Annotated in this window: 15 protein-coding genes; 5 read left to right on the top strand and 10 right to left on the bottom strand. The window is 54.9% G+C overall.

Features of this window, described 5'->3' with window-relative positions:
- Positions 1-23: 23 nt before the first annotated feature.
- On the bottom strand, positions 24-794 hold the full coding sequence (gene thyX, locus I6J23_RS08015) for an FAD-dependent thymidylate synthase (protein ID WP_204581596.1): 771 nt from the start codon (positions 792-794) through the stop codon (positions 24-26).
- Positions 795-1,547, bottom strand: coding sequence for a 4-hydroxy-tetrahydrodipicolinate reductase (gene dapB / locus I6J23_RS08010; protein ID WP_204581595.1), 753 nt, complete (start codon positions 1,545-1,547; stop codon positions 795-797).
- 307 nt (positions 1,548-1,854) lie between these two features.
- On the opposite strand from dapB, the gene I6J23_RS08005 reads away from it, so the two are divergent.
- The 4 genes from I6J23_RS08005 to I6J23_RS07990 are packed head-to-tail and all read left to right on the top strand — an operon-like array spanning position 1,855 to position 7,425.
- Complete coding sequence (locus I6J23_RS08005; RefSeq protein ID WP_204581594.1) at positions 1,855-2,838, top strand: ABC transporter permease; 984 nt, start codon at positions 1,855-1,857, stop codon at positions 2,836-2,838.
- Positions 2,839-3,699 (top strand): ABC transporter permease, encoded by an 861-nt coding sequence (locus I6J23_RS08000; protein WP_204581593.1) that lies wholly within the window; start codon positions 2,839-2,841, stop codon positions 3,697-3,699.
- Between the two features lie 46 nt (positions 3,700-3,745).
- Positions 3,746-5,623, top strand: coding sequence for an ABC transporter ATP-binding protein (locus I6J23_RS07995; protein ID WP_204583006.1), 1,878 nt, complete (start codon positions 3,746-3,748; stop codon positions 5,621-5,623).
- Between the two features lie 8 nt (positions 5,624-5,631).
- Positions 5,632-7,425 carry an ABC transporter family substrate-binding protein gene (locus tag I6J23_RS07990; protein WP_239454876.1) on the top strand — a complete coding sequence of 598 codons (1,794 nt, stop codon included), beginning with the start codon at positions 5,632-5,634 and terminating at the stop codon, positions 7,423-7,425.
- A gap of 4 nt (positions 7,426-7,429) precedes the next feature.
- On the opposite strand, the gene I6J23_RS07985 is transcribed toward I6J23_RS07990, so the two are convergent.
- The 4 genes from I6J23_RS07985 to I6J23_RS07970 form a co-directional block, all read right to left on the bottom strand.
- The gene (locus I6J23_RS07985) at positions 7,430-8,302 is read right to left on the bottom strand and encodes a YwiC-like family protein (protein ID WP_204581592.1); all 873 of its coding nucleotides are present in this window, start codon (positions 8,300-8,302) and stop codon (positions 7,430-7,432) included.
- 96 nt (positions 8,303-8,398) lie between these two features.
- The gene (locus I6J23_RS07980) at positions 8,399-10,681 is read right to left on the bottom strand and encodes a polyribonucleotide nucleotidyltransferase (protein ID WP_239454875.1); all 2,283 of its coding nucleotides are present in this window, start codon (positions 10,679-10,681) and stop codon (positions 8,399-8,401) included.
- Positions 10,682-10,956: 275 nt separating this feature from the next.
- Positions 10,957-11,226, bottom strand: coding sequence for a 30S ribosomal protein S15 (rpsO, locus tag I6J23_RS07975; protein ID WP_046202199.1), 270 nt, complete (start codon positions 11,224-11,226; stop codon positions 10,957-10,959).
- Between the two features lie 200 nt (positions 11,227-11,426).
- Entirely contained in the window at positions 11,427-12,392 is a 966-nt protein-coding gene (locus I6J23_RS07970; RefSeq protein WP_204581590.1) for a bifunctional riboflavin kinase/FAD synthetase, read from the bottom strand.
- 292 nt (positions 12,393-12,684) lie between these two features.
- Between I6J23_RS07970 and I6J23_RS07965 the strand changes: the two genes are divergently transcribed.
- Positions 12,685-13,680: a tRNA pseudouridine synthase B gene (locus I6J23_RS07965; protein ID WP_239455053.1), complete on the top strand. Its 996-nt coding sequence runs from the start codon at positions 12,685-12,687 to the stop codon at positions 13,678-13,680.
- A 40-nt stretch (positions 13,681-13,720) separates the two neighbouring features.
- Here I6J23_RS07965 and I6J23_RS07960 read toward each other — a convergent pair whose 3' ends face one another.
- From I6J23_RS07960 to rbfA, 4 genes are all read right to left on the bottom strand, one after another.
- Positions 13,721-14,359, bottom strand: a complete 639-nt coding sequence (locus I6J23_RS07960) for a 4'-phosphopantetheinyl transferase family protein (RefSeq protein ID WP_204581589.1) — start codon at positions 14,357-14,359, stop codon at positions 13,721-13,723.
- Positions 14,360-14,475: 116 nt separating this feature from the next.
- Complete coding sequence (locus I6J23_RS07955) at positions 14,476-15,822, bottom strand: MATE family efflux transporter (RefSeq protein WP_239454874.1); 1,347 nt, start codon at positions 15,820-15,822, stop codon at positions 14,476-14,478.
- Complete coding sequence (locus I6J23_RS07950; RefSeq protein WP_204581588.1) at positions 15,819-16,886, bottom strand: DHH family phosphoesterase; 1,068 nt, start codon at positions 16,884-16,886, stop codon at positions 15,819-15,821. Before I6J23_RS07950 ends, I6J23_RS07955 begins: the two co-directional genes overlap by 4 nt.
- Positions 16,876-17,343, bottom strand: coding sequence for a 30S ribosome-binding factor RbfA (gene rbfA, locus I6J23_RS07945; protein ID WP_204087088.1), 468 nt, complete (start codon positions 17,341-17,343; stop codon positions 16,876-16,878). The genes I6J23_RS07950 and rbfA overlap by 11 nt, the downstream gene beginning before the upstream one ends.
- Positions 17,344-17,359 lie beyond the last annotated feature (16 nt).

Here is a 17,359-nt window from a genome sequence, read left to right as displayed (position 1 = left end):
CCGCGGGGCACGGGCACAAACAACTAGCTTTCACTAACAAACGGGCTTGTCGCGACCTCAGTCCCGTCGCTGAGCTCGATCACAGAGAAATCACCGAAAGCATGAGGCGCCACTGACTGAAGCTCTTTCAAGATCGCAATAGCTAGGTGTCGGATCTCTTGATCCGCATTTTCCGTCGCTCTCATCCCAATAAAGTGACGCCACGTCCGAAAATTCCCCGTGGCAACTAACCGCGTTTCGGTTGCCGACGGCAAAATCGCCCGTGCCGCTTGCCGCGCTTGCTTCTGTCGCAAAAGGGCATTCATACGCCCCGACGCCCCACCTAGAGTCTTCTTCTCGAGGCTACTCAGTAACTCCGAAAAGGTATCTCTGGCTACATCACACGCTTCGAGGAACAAATCTGTTAATTGTTTGTCTTTGGCAATTTCTGCAGGAACAACGACATCAATGTCATCATCCGGCGTGAAGCGCTGTGAGAGTTGAGAAAAAGACAAGTGACGGTGCCTCATAAATTCATGGGCACAACCCCGGGAAAGCCCCCGGATATAAAACGTCGCCGTCGGATGTTCAAGGAGAGCAGTATGCCCTACCTCCATAATGTGCCGAATATAAGCTTCATTCGACGCCGTGTGGGGGTTGGGGCGATCCCATGTTTCGTAGCAGGCGCGGCCAGCAAACTCGACTAATGAATCCGCATCGGAAGAGTCTTTAATAAAGCCCAAGTCCATCCCCGTGGGAAGAGTAAACGAGGTATGAGCAATAAGAGACACTTCACATGGCTTAGGTGTTGCCATTTACAGCCCCAAGAAAGAATCCAAACCGATGGTTAAGCCGGGGTGTTCCGGCACTTTGCGCACTCCCAGGAAAACACCGGGAACAAATGACGTGCGATCATAAGAATCTTGACGGATAGTCAGGCTTTGCCCCTGAGAGCCGAAAATAACCGCTTCGTGGGCGACGGCACCTTTCATCCTGATGGCGTGGACAGGAATACCGTCGACCGACGCTCCACGCGCTCCGTCGAGCGCTTGCTCAGTAGCATCCGGTTGGCCACCGCATCCAGCCTTGTCTCTCGACTGAGCAATTGTTTGTGCCGTGTGAATGGCAGTACCCGACGGTGCATCCTTCTTGCCGGGATGGTGCATCTCAACCACTTCAGCAGAATCGAAATACGGAGCAGCTATTTCCGCTAATTTCTCCGTTAATACCGCGGAGATAGCAAAGTTCGGAGCAACTAAGACACCAGTGTTGGGCGAATCCTTGAGCCATTCACGAACCTGGTCATAACGATCATCAGTCCACCCCGTCGTACCGACGACTGCGTGAATTCCATGGTCGATGAGGAATTTAACGTTATCCATTACGGCCGAGGGTGACGTGAAATCGATGGCGATTTCCGCACCTGAATCGAGCAACGTAGTTAAGGAATCGTCGTGGTCCACCGCAGCAACAAGTTCAAGGTCTGACTCCCCCTTCAATGCCGCAACGAGTGTCTGTCCTACATTCCCCGAAGCACCGATGACACCGACTTTGAGTGGTGAAGTCATTATTTCTCCCATCATTAGTGGATATATCTGTCATGTGGGTGGTCGCTACCACCGCAACGGCGATAGTCTACCCCTTCTCGCACGATACCGAGCTACCCCCGGACGGTAACCCCACTGCCTGAGTCGCCCCAATTAAAGTTATGACTCGTATTCACATTCTTCCAGCTCAGCTTGATAGAGACCACGACGTAATACAGCCGAAACATTTTGTAACCTCTTTGTTTCGACATTTAGCAACGCCACGTCATCAATCAGTTTTACATTTCAATGCGTAAAGCTTGTCTTCGTGACGATGAGGCCCCTGACTATGACGAAATATTTGGTGAAGAAGCTAGGCGGATGGCTCGCTATCATCTTCATTGCCACTAACATCACATTCTTCCTTGCGACTGCATTCCTCGATCCCAAGTCAAACTATGTCGGCAGACGACCTCCGCTGCCAGAGGATCAAATTCAACGCACACTTCAGCCGCTGAATCTCTCTGATAACACCCCACTTTTCGAGCGGTGGTGGACATGGTTATCGAATATCTTGTTTCACTGGGACTGGGGAGAGTCTCCGCTCGGCGAGTCTGTTAACCAGCAGATTTCATTTCGCATTTGGGTCTCGGCAGAGCTTCTTCTGTTAGCAACAGTGTTATCCGTCATCATCGGTGTTGCTATCGGCGTGTACACCGCCAGTAATCAATACAAAATGGGCGATCGTATTTGGCAAGGAATTTCGATTGTTACCATGAACCTCCACATCGTTGTCGCATCGATCATTACTGTGGCCTTTGGTTTATGGGTCAACCGAATCACTGGTTCCCGAATTTTTTATGTCACCGGCGCATCGAAATATGGCGTTCACGGATTCTTCCCTACCCTCCTCGATTTCCTTCAGCACGTTGCTCTACCGACGTTCTCACTCCTCTTGGTAAGTTACGCGGGCTACCACATGATGCAGCGCTCATTGCTCCTCGATAACCTCAACGCCGACTATGTCCGTACGGCCCGGGCGAAAGGTCTACCTCGGCGTAAAGCTATTCGGAAACACGCCTTGCGTACGTCGATAATTCCGGTGGCGACCTCGGTGGCATTCTCTATTCCCGGGATTTTCACGGGCGCCATTATGACTGAGAAAATTTTCGCCTGGCAGGGAATGGGCGATTATTTCATTACGGCGTTATCGCACAATGACATATACGGAACCGTAGCCGTCGCCGCCTTCGGTGCTTTCACGACCGCGGTGGCAGCAATTCTCGCAGATATAACTGTCGTGATCTTAGATCCCCGGGTAAGGGTGAGTTAAATGGCTCAGCATAAAACTGCCTTATACGCGCGTCGTTTCGCACGAAACAAACTGGCCCTTATCGGCGTCGTTGGTTTTCTTATTTTGGTTTTCGCTTCGATTTTTGGACCATATATTTCGAAGTGGAGTTATGAGGAACCGGATTTTCTCCACCTAGCCACTGCCCCTAGTTCTGAACATTGGTTTGGAACCTCAGACTCTGGAAATGATCTCTTCGCCCAGACAATCCACGGATTAGGACGGTCACTCATTATCGCTGTGACGGTCTCTCTCGGTGTGTCTATTCTCTCCGCGCTCATCGGATGTGTAGCGGCGCTCTTGGGTGGTATTGCAGAAAAGATCATTTTGACCTTCATTCACTTTATGTTGGCCATCCCCTCCTTCTTGATCATCGCTCTACTAGTTTCTGGTTCGGGCGGGGACTGGAAACTATTGATCTTAGTTCTGATCATTTTCGGATGGATTTACCCAGCGCGCGTCATTTGGTCAATGGCGTTATCGGTCAAACAGAACGACTATGTCAAAGCAGCACAATATATGGGTGTTAACACTCCCCGCATTGTGATTAGGCACCTTATTCCCAATATTGGTTCGCTCTTAATTATCCAATTTGCACTCGGAGTTCCCGCCACGGTGATGACAGAAACAGGTTTATCATTCCTCGGGCTAGGAGTGAAGCTTCCCGACGTGTCCCTGGGCACTCTTCTAACGGTCGGTACCGGAGCTGTCGACGCATCACCGTGGCAGTTCTACTTCCCGGCTCTGATCCTTACACTCCTGACAATTTCCATGGCGTTTATCGCTGACGGCCTGCGCGATGCTCTGGATCCCTATTCTGCTGCTGGAGGACATGTCTCATGACATCTGAAGTGTTGTCATCTACTCAGACGCGGTCGACTGAAAACCTATTCTCTCCGTCCGTGAACTCACCATTCGTTTCCCCTCGGAGGCGGGAACCGTTCACGCCGCCCGCGGTGTTGATTTCGACCTATATCCAGGACGTACTCTGGGGATTGTTGGTGAATCCGGATCGGGTAAATCCGTCACTTCTCTGGCGGTGATGGGCCTCTTGCCTGACTCAGCTGCGATTTCTGGGTCAATCAAACTTGATGGCCGCGAGCTCATAGGTATGAACGATAAAGACATGAGCGCGATCCGTGGAAAAGACATCGGCATGATCTTCCAGGATCCGCTGTCGTCTCTGACCCCCGTGTTTAACATTGGTGAACAAATTGTTGAAGCCATTCAGTGCCATTCCCCCATGTCGAAGGCTGATGCCTGGAAGCGCGCTATTGAGCTACTCGATATGGTTGGCATTCCGGAGCCGCACAAGCGTGTGAAGGCCTTTCCGCATGAGTTTTCCGGTGGTATGCGTCAGCGTGTCGTCATAGCCATTGCGATCGCTAATAATCCGCGCATACTCATTGCCGACGAGCCCACCACTGCTTTGGATGTCACCGTCCAGGCACAGATTCTGGATCTGATCAAAGTGGCGCAGAGGGAGACAGGCGCTGCGACGATCATGATCACGCACGATATGGGCGTCGTCGCGGAAACGGCCGACGACGTGCTTGTCATGTATGCCGGTCGGCCCGTCGAACGCGCCGATGTGTCGTCGATATTTCACAACCCAAAGATGCCGTACACGATTGGACTGCTGGAGTCGACTCCCCGTGTGGACAAACAAGCGGGAGGAGCACTCCCCACTATCCCTGGGCACCCGCCCATGCTGATCGATCTCCCGCAGGGGTGCCCCTTTGCTGCTCGATGCCCTGTGGTTATCGACAAGTGCCGGGAGAAAGAGCCACTCGCGATCCCCCTCGACGATAACCCCGACCACAACACAGCCTGCTTCCGATCCCACGAAGTTGTTGATCAAAGAATCGACAATACGAGGATGTATCCGCCTCCTGTTCTCGCCGATGACATTCTCGCCGGCACTCCACGTAGCGAACGATCGACAGTGTTGTCTGTGACGAACCTCCGCAAGGAGTTCCCGTTACTCAAGGGTGCACTCGTTAAGCGTCGTGTGGGTACGGTTCACGCTGTCCGTGGCGTCGATATCGACATTAAACAAGGCGAATGCTTTGCGATCGTCGGCGAATCGGGATCCGGGAAAACAACCACACTGCTAGAGATCATGGATCTGAATCCGCCGGACGGAACTGCGATCGAACTGTGCGGAGAATCCGCGGCACGTTTCACGCGGAAGTCACGTCTGAAGGCGCGTCAGAACATACAAATTGTCTTCCAGGATCCTATGGGGTCTCTCAACCCGCGCATGACCGTGCGCGAGATCATTACCGAGCCATTGAAGAGTCTTGGTTTCGACGGGGACATTAACGAGCGCGTGACCGAGTTGATGAAGCTTGTTGGTCTCAACGCTGCGCATATCGACCGCTTCCCCAGTGCGTTCTCTGGTGGTCAGCGGCAACGAATTGGTCTTGCCCGCGCCTTGGCAACAAATCCCGCGCTCATCGTCCTGGACGAGCCAGTCTCTGCCCTCGACGTTTCGATTCAAGCCGGGATGATCAATCTTCTCGACGACCTCAAGCGTCGGCTAGGTCTTTCCTACTTGTTCGTTGCTCACGATCTGTCCGTCGTTCGACATATCAGCGATCGTGTCGCGGTGATGTACCAAGGAGAGTTCGTCGAACAGGGAAATACCGATGACATTTTCGACAACCCCCAGCACCAATATACGAAAAAGCTGCTGGCCGCTATCCCGATTCCGGATCCTCACGCAGCGCACGACCGACCCGTCCACACTGTGGATGCCGAGTAGTGATTGTCATGCGCATGCATCGTGATCGAGCGATCCATCACCCCGCCACATCTTCGTCGGAAGGTAAAACCGTGAACGTCCCCTTACTCGTGTCCCTGCGGCACTCCGTTCGACACGCACAACGGCGCGTGCGCGCGAAGGTCATCATGGCCCTCGTCGTCATTGTTTCGACATCAAGTATGCCTCTGGCTGCATGCGGTTATAACGACGACGCTAGCAGTTCACACCGGGGATATGACCACATTGCTGACTACAAACCGACGAGCCGAGACCAGATAAAAGATGGTGGGCATCTCAATTTAGCTATTGACGAATTAACGACCCAAGAGAATCCTTTCCATGGCGACGGTACGAGCTACACCACCACGATCTGGTCGTATTACAACCCCGAATTGGCTATGTACACCCCGCGCGGTGAGTTCTCTCCGAACCACGACTATGTGACTGATATCAAGGAAGACACAAGTTCTGGCAAAACGGTTCTGACCTACACCATCAATCCGCGTGCTGTGTACAACGACGGCACACCGATTGACTGGCGTGCTTTTGAAAACACGTGGAAAGCAAACAACGGGACTGATGAGGATTACATCCCCTCCTCCACCGATGGGTACAAACTCATCGAATCTGTAACTCCCGGCGAGAACGATAAACAAGCAGTAGTGACGTTCTCCCAGGTATATCCCTGGTGGAAAGGTCTATTCAACATTCTGCTCCCCCCACAAGTTTCAGATGCTAAGACGTTCAATAACGCATATAAAAGCACTCTGCATCCTGAATGGGGTGCTGGGCCCTACACTGTTGACCACGTCAACTTTAAAAAAGGCGAAGTCGTCTTTAAACGTAACGATAAGTGGTGGGGCGATAAAGGAAAACTCGATTCCATTACGTTCCGGCAGATGGAACCACAAGCGTCGATCAATGCCTTACGTGCCGGTGAAATCGACGCGACCTCGGTAGGTAGCCGTGAGCGGCTCAAGACAGCAGAAAAAATGGGCAAGCTTGTCGATATTCGTACCGGGGCCGCACCGTCCACGTCACTGATCACTCTCAATGCGAAGTCAGATATTCTCTCCGACATCAACGTTCGTAAGGCGGTCATGACGGGCATTGATCGGTCACAGCTTGCCACCATTAGGTTCAATGGCATGGGGTACTCAGAGAAACTGCCCGGATCGTTCCAGCTCTTTAGCCGTCAAAAAGGGTATGACGACAACTTCGGTGCCGTCGTGAAGTTCAATAAAGACGAAGCGCAACAGATACTTGAGCAGGACGGGTGGAAACGTGGGTCCGACGGTGTGCGGAGGAAAGACGGTAAAAAACTGCAATTGAAGTACGTGTTACTTGGGGATGACAGCCTTTCTCGGGCAACGGCCCAAGCAACACAAAAGATGATGTCCGATATTGGTGTGCAGCTATCGATCCAGGAACGGCCAAGCTCGGAGTTTTCCGACGTGGTCACGCGTCGTGACTTCGATATGTTCCCGATGGGATTTAGCCAGTCGGATCCGTATGGCGTCGCTTATTTCCAACAGACCTATGCATCTGATTCTCAGTTGAATCGCTCCGGAACTGGTACCGCAGAGATGGACGAAAAGATTAATGAGCTGCAGAAACTTCCGACCGAAGATGAACAGATTCGTCGGGCCAATGAACTCGAAAAAGAGGCGTTCGCGCGTTACGGGATTATGCCGGTGACTAATGGGCCGTCCATTACGGCGGCTAATCCGGATCTCGTTAACTTTGGTCCTAAGTTCTTCGGCAACGTCAAACTGCAGGACATTGGCTGGAAGAAGAAGTAGGCCCCTACAGAACGAGCGCTATCACGACACCAAGAGTGACGAGCTGCTCAGTCTTCCCGACCCGCTTCGGCGACCACTTCCCGCCGTTGTGCGCCGAGCGGGGCACTGCCCAACTACGAAACAGCGATATGGAGGCCGCAACTACAAGCAACCAAGCTCCCACGATCAACCACCGCCCTGTATAGGGCGACAATTCTGTGACAATCCCGCACGAAGCTAAGACAGCAAACACGAGGGAAACAAGGACAAATATTGCGTGATATCCAATACTGAACGTCAAATAGCGCGGATTGTTGCGCTCCCGAATCATCGTCTTGACGTAAATAATCGTACCCGTGAAATAGATGCCTAAAATGAGGGTCCACCACCACGCGATTCCGTTTATGCTGCCCCGGATCGTGTGGTCGGCGACGGGAACCATTAATACGGACGCAACCACTGTCGCTATACCTGAAAGCAAAGAACGCGGGCGCTTTCTGACTACTTCCCACAGAGCAGCCCCCATGACGATGGCAAAGGCGGGTGCCCACAGCAACAAGCTCGGACGAAGCGCCACGGTAATGAGCGCCGCCACGAGCGTGATTGCACAATACGTAGCCGTCGCTACAAAAGCCTGGTGCTTACGCTCGGACGACCGGCCGTTCCGTGGTGGCGGTATTTTGGCCCAGAGCCCCCACGCGAAAAAAGCAAAATAGCCGACCGCCCAAGCTATTAACAACACCACCGACCGGGAAACACCCATGATGACTACACCGGCCGATGGTGAACCATTCACCAGAGTACAAATGCCCAAGCAGATTCCCATGATGATGGGAAGCAGAAGCATTGCCCACGCCCCATGTTGGTTAGGTACCCAGGGACTAATCGCGCGCGCCATGCGGATTAGTTTATAACCGTTAGTCGAGCCTTAACAAGAAGTGAGGAACGACATGAGGCAAAGAAACAATGGATACCCCAGGGGATATCAGCTTCATTAGTCATCCACGGGGACTAACGAGATCTTGCCTCGGTTATCAATGTCGGCGATCTCCACCTCAAGCTTGTCACCGACCTTCACAACATCCTCGACTTTCTCGATGCGCTTTTTGCCACCAAGCTTCGAGATGTGCACAAGCCCATCACGATTCGGAAGGATTGACACGAAAGCCCCGAACGCCGTGGTCTTCACCACAGTGCCCAGGAACCGCTCTCCCACCTTAGGCAGTTGAGGATTGGCGATCTCATTAATCCGGTCCACCGCTGCATCAGCGGAGCCACCGGACGTTGCGGAAATGAACACAGTACCGTCATCCTCGATGGACACGCGAGCACCGGTATCTTCCGTAATTTGATTAATGTTCTTACCCTTAGGGCCGATGACTTCCCCGATCTTCGAGACCGGCACAGAGATCGTCGTGATGCGCGGGGCGTAATCACTCATCGGGTCAGGCTCATCAATCACCTCAGCCATCGTGTTGAGGATTTCGAGGCGAGCCTCTCGAGCCTGCTTCAACGCACCAGCAAGAACATCCGACGGGATGCCGTCGAGTTTCGTATCCAGCTGTAGCGCGGTAATAAAGTCCTCCGTGCCCGCGACCTTGAAGTCCATATCGCCGAACGCGTCTTCAGCGCCCAAGATATCGGTGAGGGTGACGTATGTCATTTTCCCGTTAACTTCACCAGACACGAGGCCCATTGCAATACCTGCAACCGGGGCCTTCAGCGGAACACCAGCGTTGTACAGGGACAACGTCGATGCACACACCGACCCCATCGAAGTAGAACCGTTCGAGCCCAGGGCCTCTGAAACCTGACGGATGGTGTAGGGAAAATCATCGCGGGACGGAATCATGGGCATCAGAGCACGTTCTGCTAGCGCACCATGCCCAATCTCACGGCGCTTCGGGGAACCGACACGGCCCGTCTCACCAGTGGAATAAGGCGGGAAGTTGTAGTGGTGAATATAACGACGGTGATCGACGGGTCCCAGGGAATCGACCTGCTGCTCCATCTTCAGCGTATCCAACGTCGTTACCCCGAGAATCTGGGTTTCACCGCGCTGGAACAGCGAGGAGCCGTGGGCACGAGGAACAAGATCAACCTCGACATCGAGATCCCGGATATCCTCGACGCCGCGGCCATCGATGCGGAAACCATCAGCCAAAATCCGCGACCTGACAACCTCTTTTGTTACGGCGTTATGGGCGGCACGAATCTCCGCTTCACGCTCCGGGAATTCCTCAAGCAAAGCCTCAACCGTGTCATCCATGTCTGACGCGAGGGCTTCATCACGTTCTTGCTTATCGGCAATGGACATGATGTCGCTGATGCGCCCTTTGGACTCAGAATCGACAGCGGCCAAGATATCCGCCCCATAGGGTGGGAACAGAGGAAACTCTTCGGTCTCAGGGTCAACAGCCTGACGAAGAGCCTGCTGAGCGCCACACAGTTCGGCAATGAAGGGCTTTGCTGCCTCAATACCCTCAGCGACGATGGACTCGGTAGGGGCAGGTGCACCATCGTTGACGCGATCGACAACGGTTTCCGTCGCTCCCGCTTCCACCATCATGATCGCAACATTGTCGGTCTTTTTCCGTGGACTCGACTTGCGACCGCGACGACGTCCCTTCCGTGGCTTCTCCGGGACTTGCTCATCAGTCAAACGACCGGCAACGACCATTTCAAACACAGCCGACTCGTGTTGTTCTCGAGTGGGGAATGCGACCCACTGACCATCCTCATGATCGTCGTCGACGATGAGAGCCATTCTTACGCCACCAACCGGGCCCGACACGGGCAGCCCCGAAAGCTGGGTCGACGCAGATGCCGCGTTGATCGCGACGACGTCGTACATGTCTTTCGGGTCCAAGGACATCACGGTGACGATAACCTGAACCTCGTTGCGCAGTCCCTTCACAAAGGTCGGACGCAACGGGCGGTCGATCAGGCGGCACGCCAAAATAGCGTCGGTGCCTGGGCGGCCTTCCCGGCGGAAGAAAGAGCCAGGAATACGTCCAGCGGCATACATGCGCTCTTCCACGTCTACGGTCAACGGGAAGAAGTCAAAGCCCTCTCGAGGTTTGGATGACGCGGTCGTCGTCGACAACATCATGGTGTCTTCATCGAGATACGCAACGACGGAGCCATTCGCCTGGCGAGCTAGTTGTCCGGTCTCTAATCGAATAGTGCGTGAGCCGAAGTCGCCATTATCAATCGTGGCTTCGACAGAATGGGTGCCAAACTCTTCGTCATAAAAAACGGAGTGATTATTGGTCATAAAAGGGGGAATCCGTCCTTCTCTATGGGTGCCCCGGGCGATCATCGGTGTCGCCAGCGAGAAATCTCTTCTTCATATATCTTCAGGCGACCTCATCTTAGCAGGTGAAACCTGGAAGAGCAGGACGACGGGGTGTTGACACGCCTACCTACCTCTATGGATGGCTTCATCAGCGATACCACGGCCAGGTCCAAGCACCGTTCACAAGCTCCAGATATGAAAAACTCGGCCCTGCCGCACTGTGCAGAACCGAGTCACGATTGCCGACGCAGCAATTAGCGGCGGAGACCTAAACGGGCAATCAGGTTACGGTAACGATCGACGTCGTTAGCAGCCAAGTACTTCAACAAACGCTTGCGACGACCGACCAAGAGCATAAGCCCACGACGTGAGTGGTGATCATGCTTGTGCTCACGAAGGTGCTCCGTCAGCTGACGAATGCGCTCGGTCAACAAGGCAACCTGAGCCTCGGTTGAACCGGTGTCGGTCTCATGAAGACCGAACTCGGAAAGGATTTCTTTTTTCTTTGCAGCGGACAAAGCCATAGGAAAACTCCTGAGATTGAGGTCGTTATTTCAGTCCGTATGCGCTATGTCGTAAAAGACACAGCTTTCACAACTGCAACGGACCGCAGTTGATACCCGACCGAGGCTACCACATGTTCGGATGGACCCGAAATACCATCCAGCAGGCCCAAAACCAGGTCATGCACACCCCAGGAAATACTAAAGCACCCGCGCTCATCCTACTTCCGAGCCGTCATCGCCCTTACTGCGTCAACGTCGCGGTGCATGGCAGCGAGAAGCTCGTCAACACCCGAAAATGTTTCCATTCCCCGGACATAACCGATGAACTCGACTGTCGCATGCAAACCGTACAAATCCGCGTGCTTATCAAGCACAAAAGATTCAACCGACCGACGATCGTCGTTAAATGTTGGGTTCATCCCCACCGAAATGGCGGTTGGATACCGAACTCCCGGTTCCATATCTCCATCGACGGTCTCACCAGGATCAATCGTGAACCAGCCGGCATAGACGCCATCTGCGGGCAACGCACGCTCCGGGTTGATATAGAGATTGGCCGTGGGATATCCCAGTTCCCGGCCACCCCGCCCGGCGCCGTGTTCAACCTCGCCATAGACGGAATACGGACGCCCGAGAGCCCACGCGGCCTCGTCGACATGTCCTTGGTCAAGTTGAGAACGAATGAATGTCGAGGAAATCGTATGACCGTCCTCACTCAACAGCGGGACAATATCAACATCGCATCCATACCGAGGTCCTTCAGTTTCCAGTGTCTGAGACGTGCCTGCCGCTTTGTGACCAAACGTGAAGTTCTCACCAACCACGATGGCCCTGGCATGGAGCTGCTGAACAAGGACCTGCTCGATGTACTCAGTTGGGCTCAAGGCAGCCAAGCTTCGCGTGAAATCAACGGTCAAGAAATAATCCACGCCCAGCTCTTCGGCCATCGCTTGACGATCCTTCAAACTTCCCAAGAGCCGTGGAGTACGTTCCGGCGCAAACACCTTGACCGGGTGAGGTTCGAATGTCATCAACACACAGGGAACATGCAGTTCACGAGCACGACGGACAGCAGTACCGATAAGCCGACGATGCCCACGATGAACACCATCGAACACACCAATAGTAACGACGGACGCTTCGAGGGACTGCGGTATGTTATCCAACCCGTGCCAAATATCCACGTGAATAGCGTACGTCACAGGGGCGACGTTCTGCGATACGACCCCGATATAAACAACCGTGACGACGGTGTGGCTCAGGGTCCTCCTCAGCCCACAGTCCTTCGCGCTCCACGAGTAAGACGTCAGCTACGCTAAACCCGTGAATGCCTCAGAGAACCCCGGACAGTCCTCTACACAACGGCCACGTACACAGCGTCCGCGTGGCGAAACACCACACACCACCAGTTCGTCGACGCACTCATCATCGGTACTGGACCGCTCCGGCATTGTCATCGTCGATAAGCCCGCAGGAATGACGAGCCACGATGTCGTCTCGGCGATTCGTCGCCTGATGCGGACGCGCAAGGTTGGGCATGCGGGGACGCTCGATCCAGCGGCAACCGGCGTCTTGATCCTTGGAATTGAGCGCGGCACAAAATTTATGACGCACTTAGTGGCGGACACGAAGTCGTACGACGCCACGATCCGCCTCGGGTTCGCCACCACAACGGATGATGCAGAAGGCAAACCGATCCCCTACCCCTATAACGCTGATGACAATTACGCCCAAGCCGCCGAGCATCCTCTCATTAGCCTGGCCACCCGCGAGCGACTATCACTGCTGCTCTCTGAACCGGACCGGATAAATCAGGCCTGCGAGCAACTCACCGGCGATATCCTGCAACGGCCGAGCAGCGTCAGCGCCATCAAGGTGAACGGCCGTCGTGCCTATGACCTCGTACGGTCTGGTGAAACAGTTTCCCTTCCCCCACGGCCCGTCACCGTCTCCAGCTTTGTTATTCGCAATGTGAGAAAGGCCCCCATCGACGTTGGGGATGATGCTGTCACCGTAATCGACCTCGATGTCACCGTCGATTGTTCGTCGGGCACCTACATTCGCGCGCTCGCGAGGGACTTGGGCGAAATACTGGGAGTCGGGGGACATCTGACGGCACTTCGTCGCACACGCGTCGGCTCTTTTAGTCTCGATAACGCCAAGACACTCGACCAATTGCGCGACGAGCAATCCCTAAGCGAGCAGCGGATTCGCGACGAACAGTTGACCGGCGAAACTCCACGGGCATCGCTTAGCTATTCCCTCGACCAGGCCATTACCCGGGCGTTCCCCATCCGGCACTTAAGTGACGACGAAGCCACCGCGGTCTCGATGGGGAAACGTATTCCTGCGTCGGATCTGGAGGATGTCTACGCGGGGGTGTCAGCCGATGGACACGCTATAGCTTTAATGAAGAACGAGGGGAAGATAGCGAAAACGGTGTTCGTCGCCCGCCCGGCAACCCTCTCATGATCACGCCTCGTCATGAACACCACCGCGGGCCGCGCTCGAGCTAGGCGATCGGCGTAATCCACGTACTTGTCACGACGTACCCTGAGCTGACCATCCATCGCCCCGGTATCGTCCGGGGAACTGTTCCACAAGCCGCATCATGATGGACGGAGGCAGTCAATGTTCCGTCGTGGCGGAGTTCAATGTCTGCCTCGGCAAAATCGAGAAAAACGTGAGTTAGCGGGAACCACGATTTATACAGCGCCTCCTTCGCCGAGAAGACCACTGTTTCCAAGATCTTTTCTGTCGACGAAAACCGTGGATCGCTCTTGTTGTGCTGCACATCCTGTTGTCCATGTTGTCGCACAGCAGCGATATTTTGCAGATCGCGAGGGGTGAGAACAACGTTGGACACACCGTCAGGTAGTGGCTTGGCTACTTCTGCGTCCACGCCGATGGACTTCAACGTATTTGTACGCGCGACGACCGCTGCGCGGAAACCTGTCGTGTGAGTCAGCGATCCGACGATGCCGTGGGGAAAGAGTGGCATTCCACGCTCGCCCTTCGCAATGACAGTGTCAGCATGGTCATGGCCGGTGAGATCCGTTAAAGCGTTTCTGGCACACGCGCGCGCATCAGCGAATTGCGCCCGTCTGAGCGGCACAGCGTCGCCGACATAAGCGCGTTCTTGGGGATGCAAAGCGTCCCAGTTCCTACGGCTGACGGACGGCCACTCCGCGTTGCGTGACGGCTGTGAAGGCTCGGAGATACACAATTCAGACCACGCACAGCCGTCGGGGAAAAAGCCCGTCGGGATCACTGCGCGCCCACTCGGGCCCAGTTTCCGCGGAGGAATCGAAGCGTAGTCGTCGCCAATCGGAACAAGAAGAAGGTAATAAGCCCCCACCAGACACCAACCAGTCCCCAACCCTGGTTCAGGGAAATCCAGGTCAGGGGCAGGAAGCCCACCAAGGCCGACACCAGGGTGGCGTTACGGAGGAAGATTGCGTCACCGGCGCCGAGCAAAATCCCGTCGAGGGCGAAAACAAACCCGCCCAGCAGGACAAGGACAACCAGCTGCCACCACGGCCCGGCCATCGCGTCGAGCACACTCTCCGAATGGGTGAATTGGCGGGGAATCCAGTAGTACCCCGCGGACATCCCACCGGCTAGCACCACGGCAAAGAGCGATGACCACTTAATGATGGACCGCCCCACGGCTTTAGCATTAGTCGACCGTCCAGCGCCAAGAGCAGCACCAACAAACGCCTGCGCGGCAATAGCCAACGAATCGAGAACCATGGTTAAGAAGTTCCACAGCTGCAACAAAACCTGGTGGGCTGCCAGAGATGCTGCACCGAAACGACCAGCAACAGCGGCCGCAGAGATAAAGGACAGCTGGAAACTCAGTGAGCGCGCGATTAGGTCACGGCCCATCACCAATTGGTCTTTCATAATCGACCATCGTGGTTTCCACGAATTCTCGTATCGGCTGTTCTCCCGTATCAGGCAGACGAGGAAGCACAATGATGTAATAGTCTCACCTGTGACATTCGCCAGGGCGGAACCGACAATCCCCAACCGCATCACCAATATTGGCACCAGGATAAGCGCTGGTCCAACCCCCGCCAAGGTGAAATACAGGGGGTACCTGGCATTTTGGACTGCCCTCAGCCAACCGTTCCCCGCCATTGTCATGAGAGTCAGGGGCACCGCTGGCGACGCAACGCGCAGCCATCTCGTCGCCTCTTTGCCTACCCCGGGATCATCGGCCAGCCAGTTCGTCAACACCGGGGCGAGGATCCAAATCACCGCCGCCAAAGCGATTCCTACGAGCACAGCGATCCATGTCGACTGCACGCCCTCTTCAATTGATTTATCGCGTCGGCCTGCACCATAGAAACGCCCCGCGCGAGCTGTCGTCCCGTAGGACAGGAATGTGAGCTGCGTGGTGACTTGGGCAAGGATGGTCGTTGCTGCAGCAAGTGCAGCCAAATCCGTCTTACCTAAGCGCCCCACCACGGCCGTATCAAACAAGAGATAAATAGGGGTAGCCGCCAGGACACCCAACGATGGAAGAGCGATCGATAAGATCTTCCAAACACCAACCCCGTCGCCGTTCCTGCCGGTACTAGCAGAGCGATCGACGTTATCACTACTCATCGACCGGTTTTCTCCTCTTGGTCCACACGCTGTCGAAAAGCATCCATAAAACCGTCCCGAGTGCCTTGCCAGGTTAATCCGGCCGCCTGCGCATGGCCCCCACCCCCTAACTCTTCCGCCACCCGGGCAACATTGACCGCGCCACGGGACCGCAACGACACCACAATCTCGCCTGGCCGATATTCCTTCAGAACCATGGCGACCTCGGCTTCCGATGCCGTCCGAACTACGTCGATAACTGATTCGACATCGCATTCGACAGCCTCTTGAGCTTGGCTATCGGTGACAACACCCCACACCAAACCACGACCATTCACTGCCAACGGCTCATACACCAAGTCGGACAACACTGCGCCTAACATCCGCAGGTAAGGAACAGAATGGTCATCGATTAACGACGACGAGATACTCCGTGTATCAATTCCCGTCGATGCCAGCCGATGAGCTGTCGCAAACTGGGTGGCCCCGCCCCAGCGAAAGCTCTCAGTATCGGTCACGAGACCGGCGTAGAGCGCCGTGGCCATGGTCCGGTCGATCGTTTCCGAATACATGTCACATAAAGAAGTGAGCATGCTCGTCGTGGAATCGGCATCCGGGTGAACCCAATTGATGCTGCCAAAATTGGTTGCGGTCTCATGGTGGTCAATCACCAAAGAGCGACCTTTCTCTGAGGCGCGCTCGACCATATCGACGGCGACTCCGCACCGATCCAGGGAAGCCGTGTCAACGCACACCACCGCGATGGGATCACGAGGGATGTCCTCGAGCGGGACGTACACATCCTCTGTATTCAGAACAGAGAAAGCAGATGACGGCACTCCACCGTCGGCGTCCACAGCCACAGCAGTCCCACCCCACCGACGGATGAGATGGACGAGAGCGCAGGCCGAGCCAACAGTATCCGCATCCGGGCGCACGTGACTGATCACAACGCAGGGATGCAGAGCGCGTTCGTCGTCGGCAAGAGCATGAGACTCCCAGGCCATAGCCTGCAAGAAGACCCATGCGTCCCGATCTGTCACCGGCAATCCGCGCGGGATGAATGTCGAATCGTTACCACCCATCCGCTTCGCTCTCAGGACGTCCCTCGTGCGTCGAGGTTTTGTACGGATTGGCGTCCCCGGCTGGAGTTGCCCCTTCAGCTTGACGTGCAACTTCTTGGTCTCGCTGTCGAGCCTGGGCTAAAAGCTCCTCTAAACGAGCACTTGTTTCCGGAACAGTGTCCAAAGTGAATGTCAAGGTCGGAGTAAACCGAACTCCCAACTGGTCCCCCACGGCTTTCCGTAGTTGACCACGTGCCCGGTGAAGTGCTTCGGCCGCCTGTTCACGGTCGGGTTCTTCGTCGAGAGTGCGCCCACGGACCGTGTAAAAAACGGTAGCGTCGTGCAAGTCGCCGGTGAGCTGGGTATCGGTGATGGTAACGAGCTCTAAACGGCGGTCCTTCACACTATGTTCGATGGTGTTCGCCACGATAGTTTGGATGCGCTTAGCCATGCGCGCAGCGCGAGCGCGATCAGCCATTAGAAAAACTCCCTCC

The organism is Corynebacterium kroppenstedtii, assembly GCF_016894245.1.
GTDB lineage: Bacteria > Actinomycetota > Actinomycetes > Mycobacteriales > Mycobacteriaceae > Corynebacterium.
Note: the sequence above shows the minus strand (reverse complement) of the source record. Positions and strands in the feature narration are given on the sequence as shown.

Excerpts from the sequence above, each read along its gene's own strand:
- I6J23_RS07990 (WP_239454876.1), top strand. The coding sequence starts at position 5,632 with ATGCGCATGCATCGTGATCGAGCGATCCATCACCCCGCCACATCTTCG.
- thyX (WP_204581596.1), bottom strand. The coding sequence starts at position 794 with ATGGCAACACCTAAGCCATGTGAAGTGTCTCTTATTGCTCATACCTCG.
- I6J23_RS07950 (WP_204581588.1), bottom strand. The coding sequence starts at position 16,886 with ATGGGTGGTAACGATTCGACATTCATCCCGCGCGGATTGCCGGTGACA.
- rpsO (WP_046202199.1), bottom strand. The coding sequence starts at position 11,226 with ATGGCTTTGTCCGCTGCAAAGAAAAAAGAAATCCTTTCCGAGTTCGGT.
- rbfA (WP_204087088.1), bottom strand. The coding sequence starts at position 17,343 with ATGGCTGATCGCGCTCGCGCTGCGCGCATGGCTAAGCGCATCCAAACT.
- I6J23_RS07980 (WP_239454875.1), bottom strand. The coding sequence starts at position 10,681 with ATGACCAATAATCACTCCGTTTTTTATGACGAAGAGTTTGGCACCCAT.
- I6J23_RS07985 (WP_204581592.1), bottom strand. The coding sequence starts at position 8,302 with ATGGCGCGCGCGATTAGTCCCTGGGTACCTAACCAACATGGGGCGTGG.
- I6J23_RS08005 (WP_204581594.1), top strand. The coding sequence starts at position 1,855 with ATGACGAAATATTTGGTGAAGAAGCTAGGCGGATGGCTCGCTATCATC.
- I6J23_RS07965 (WP_239455053.1), top strand. The coding sequence starts at position 12,685 with ATGACGAGCCACGATGTCGTCTCGGCGATTCGTCGCCTGATGCGGACG.
- I6J23_RS08000 (WP_204581593.1), top strand. The coding sequence starts at position 2,839 with ATGGCTCAGCATAAAACTGCCTTATACGCGCGTCGTTTCGCACGAAAC.
- I6J23_RS07955 (WP_239454874.1), bottom strand. The coding sequence starts at position 15,822 with ATGAGTAGTGATAACGTCGATCGCTCTGCTAGTACCGGCAGGAACGGC.
- dapB (WP_204581595.1), bottom strand. The coding sequence starts at position 1,547 with ATGACTTCACCACTCAAAGTCGGTGTCATCGGTGCTTCGGGGAATGTA.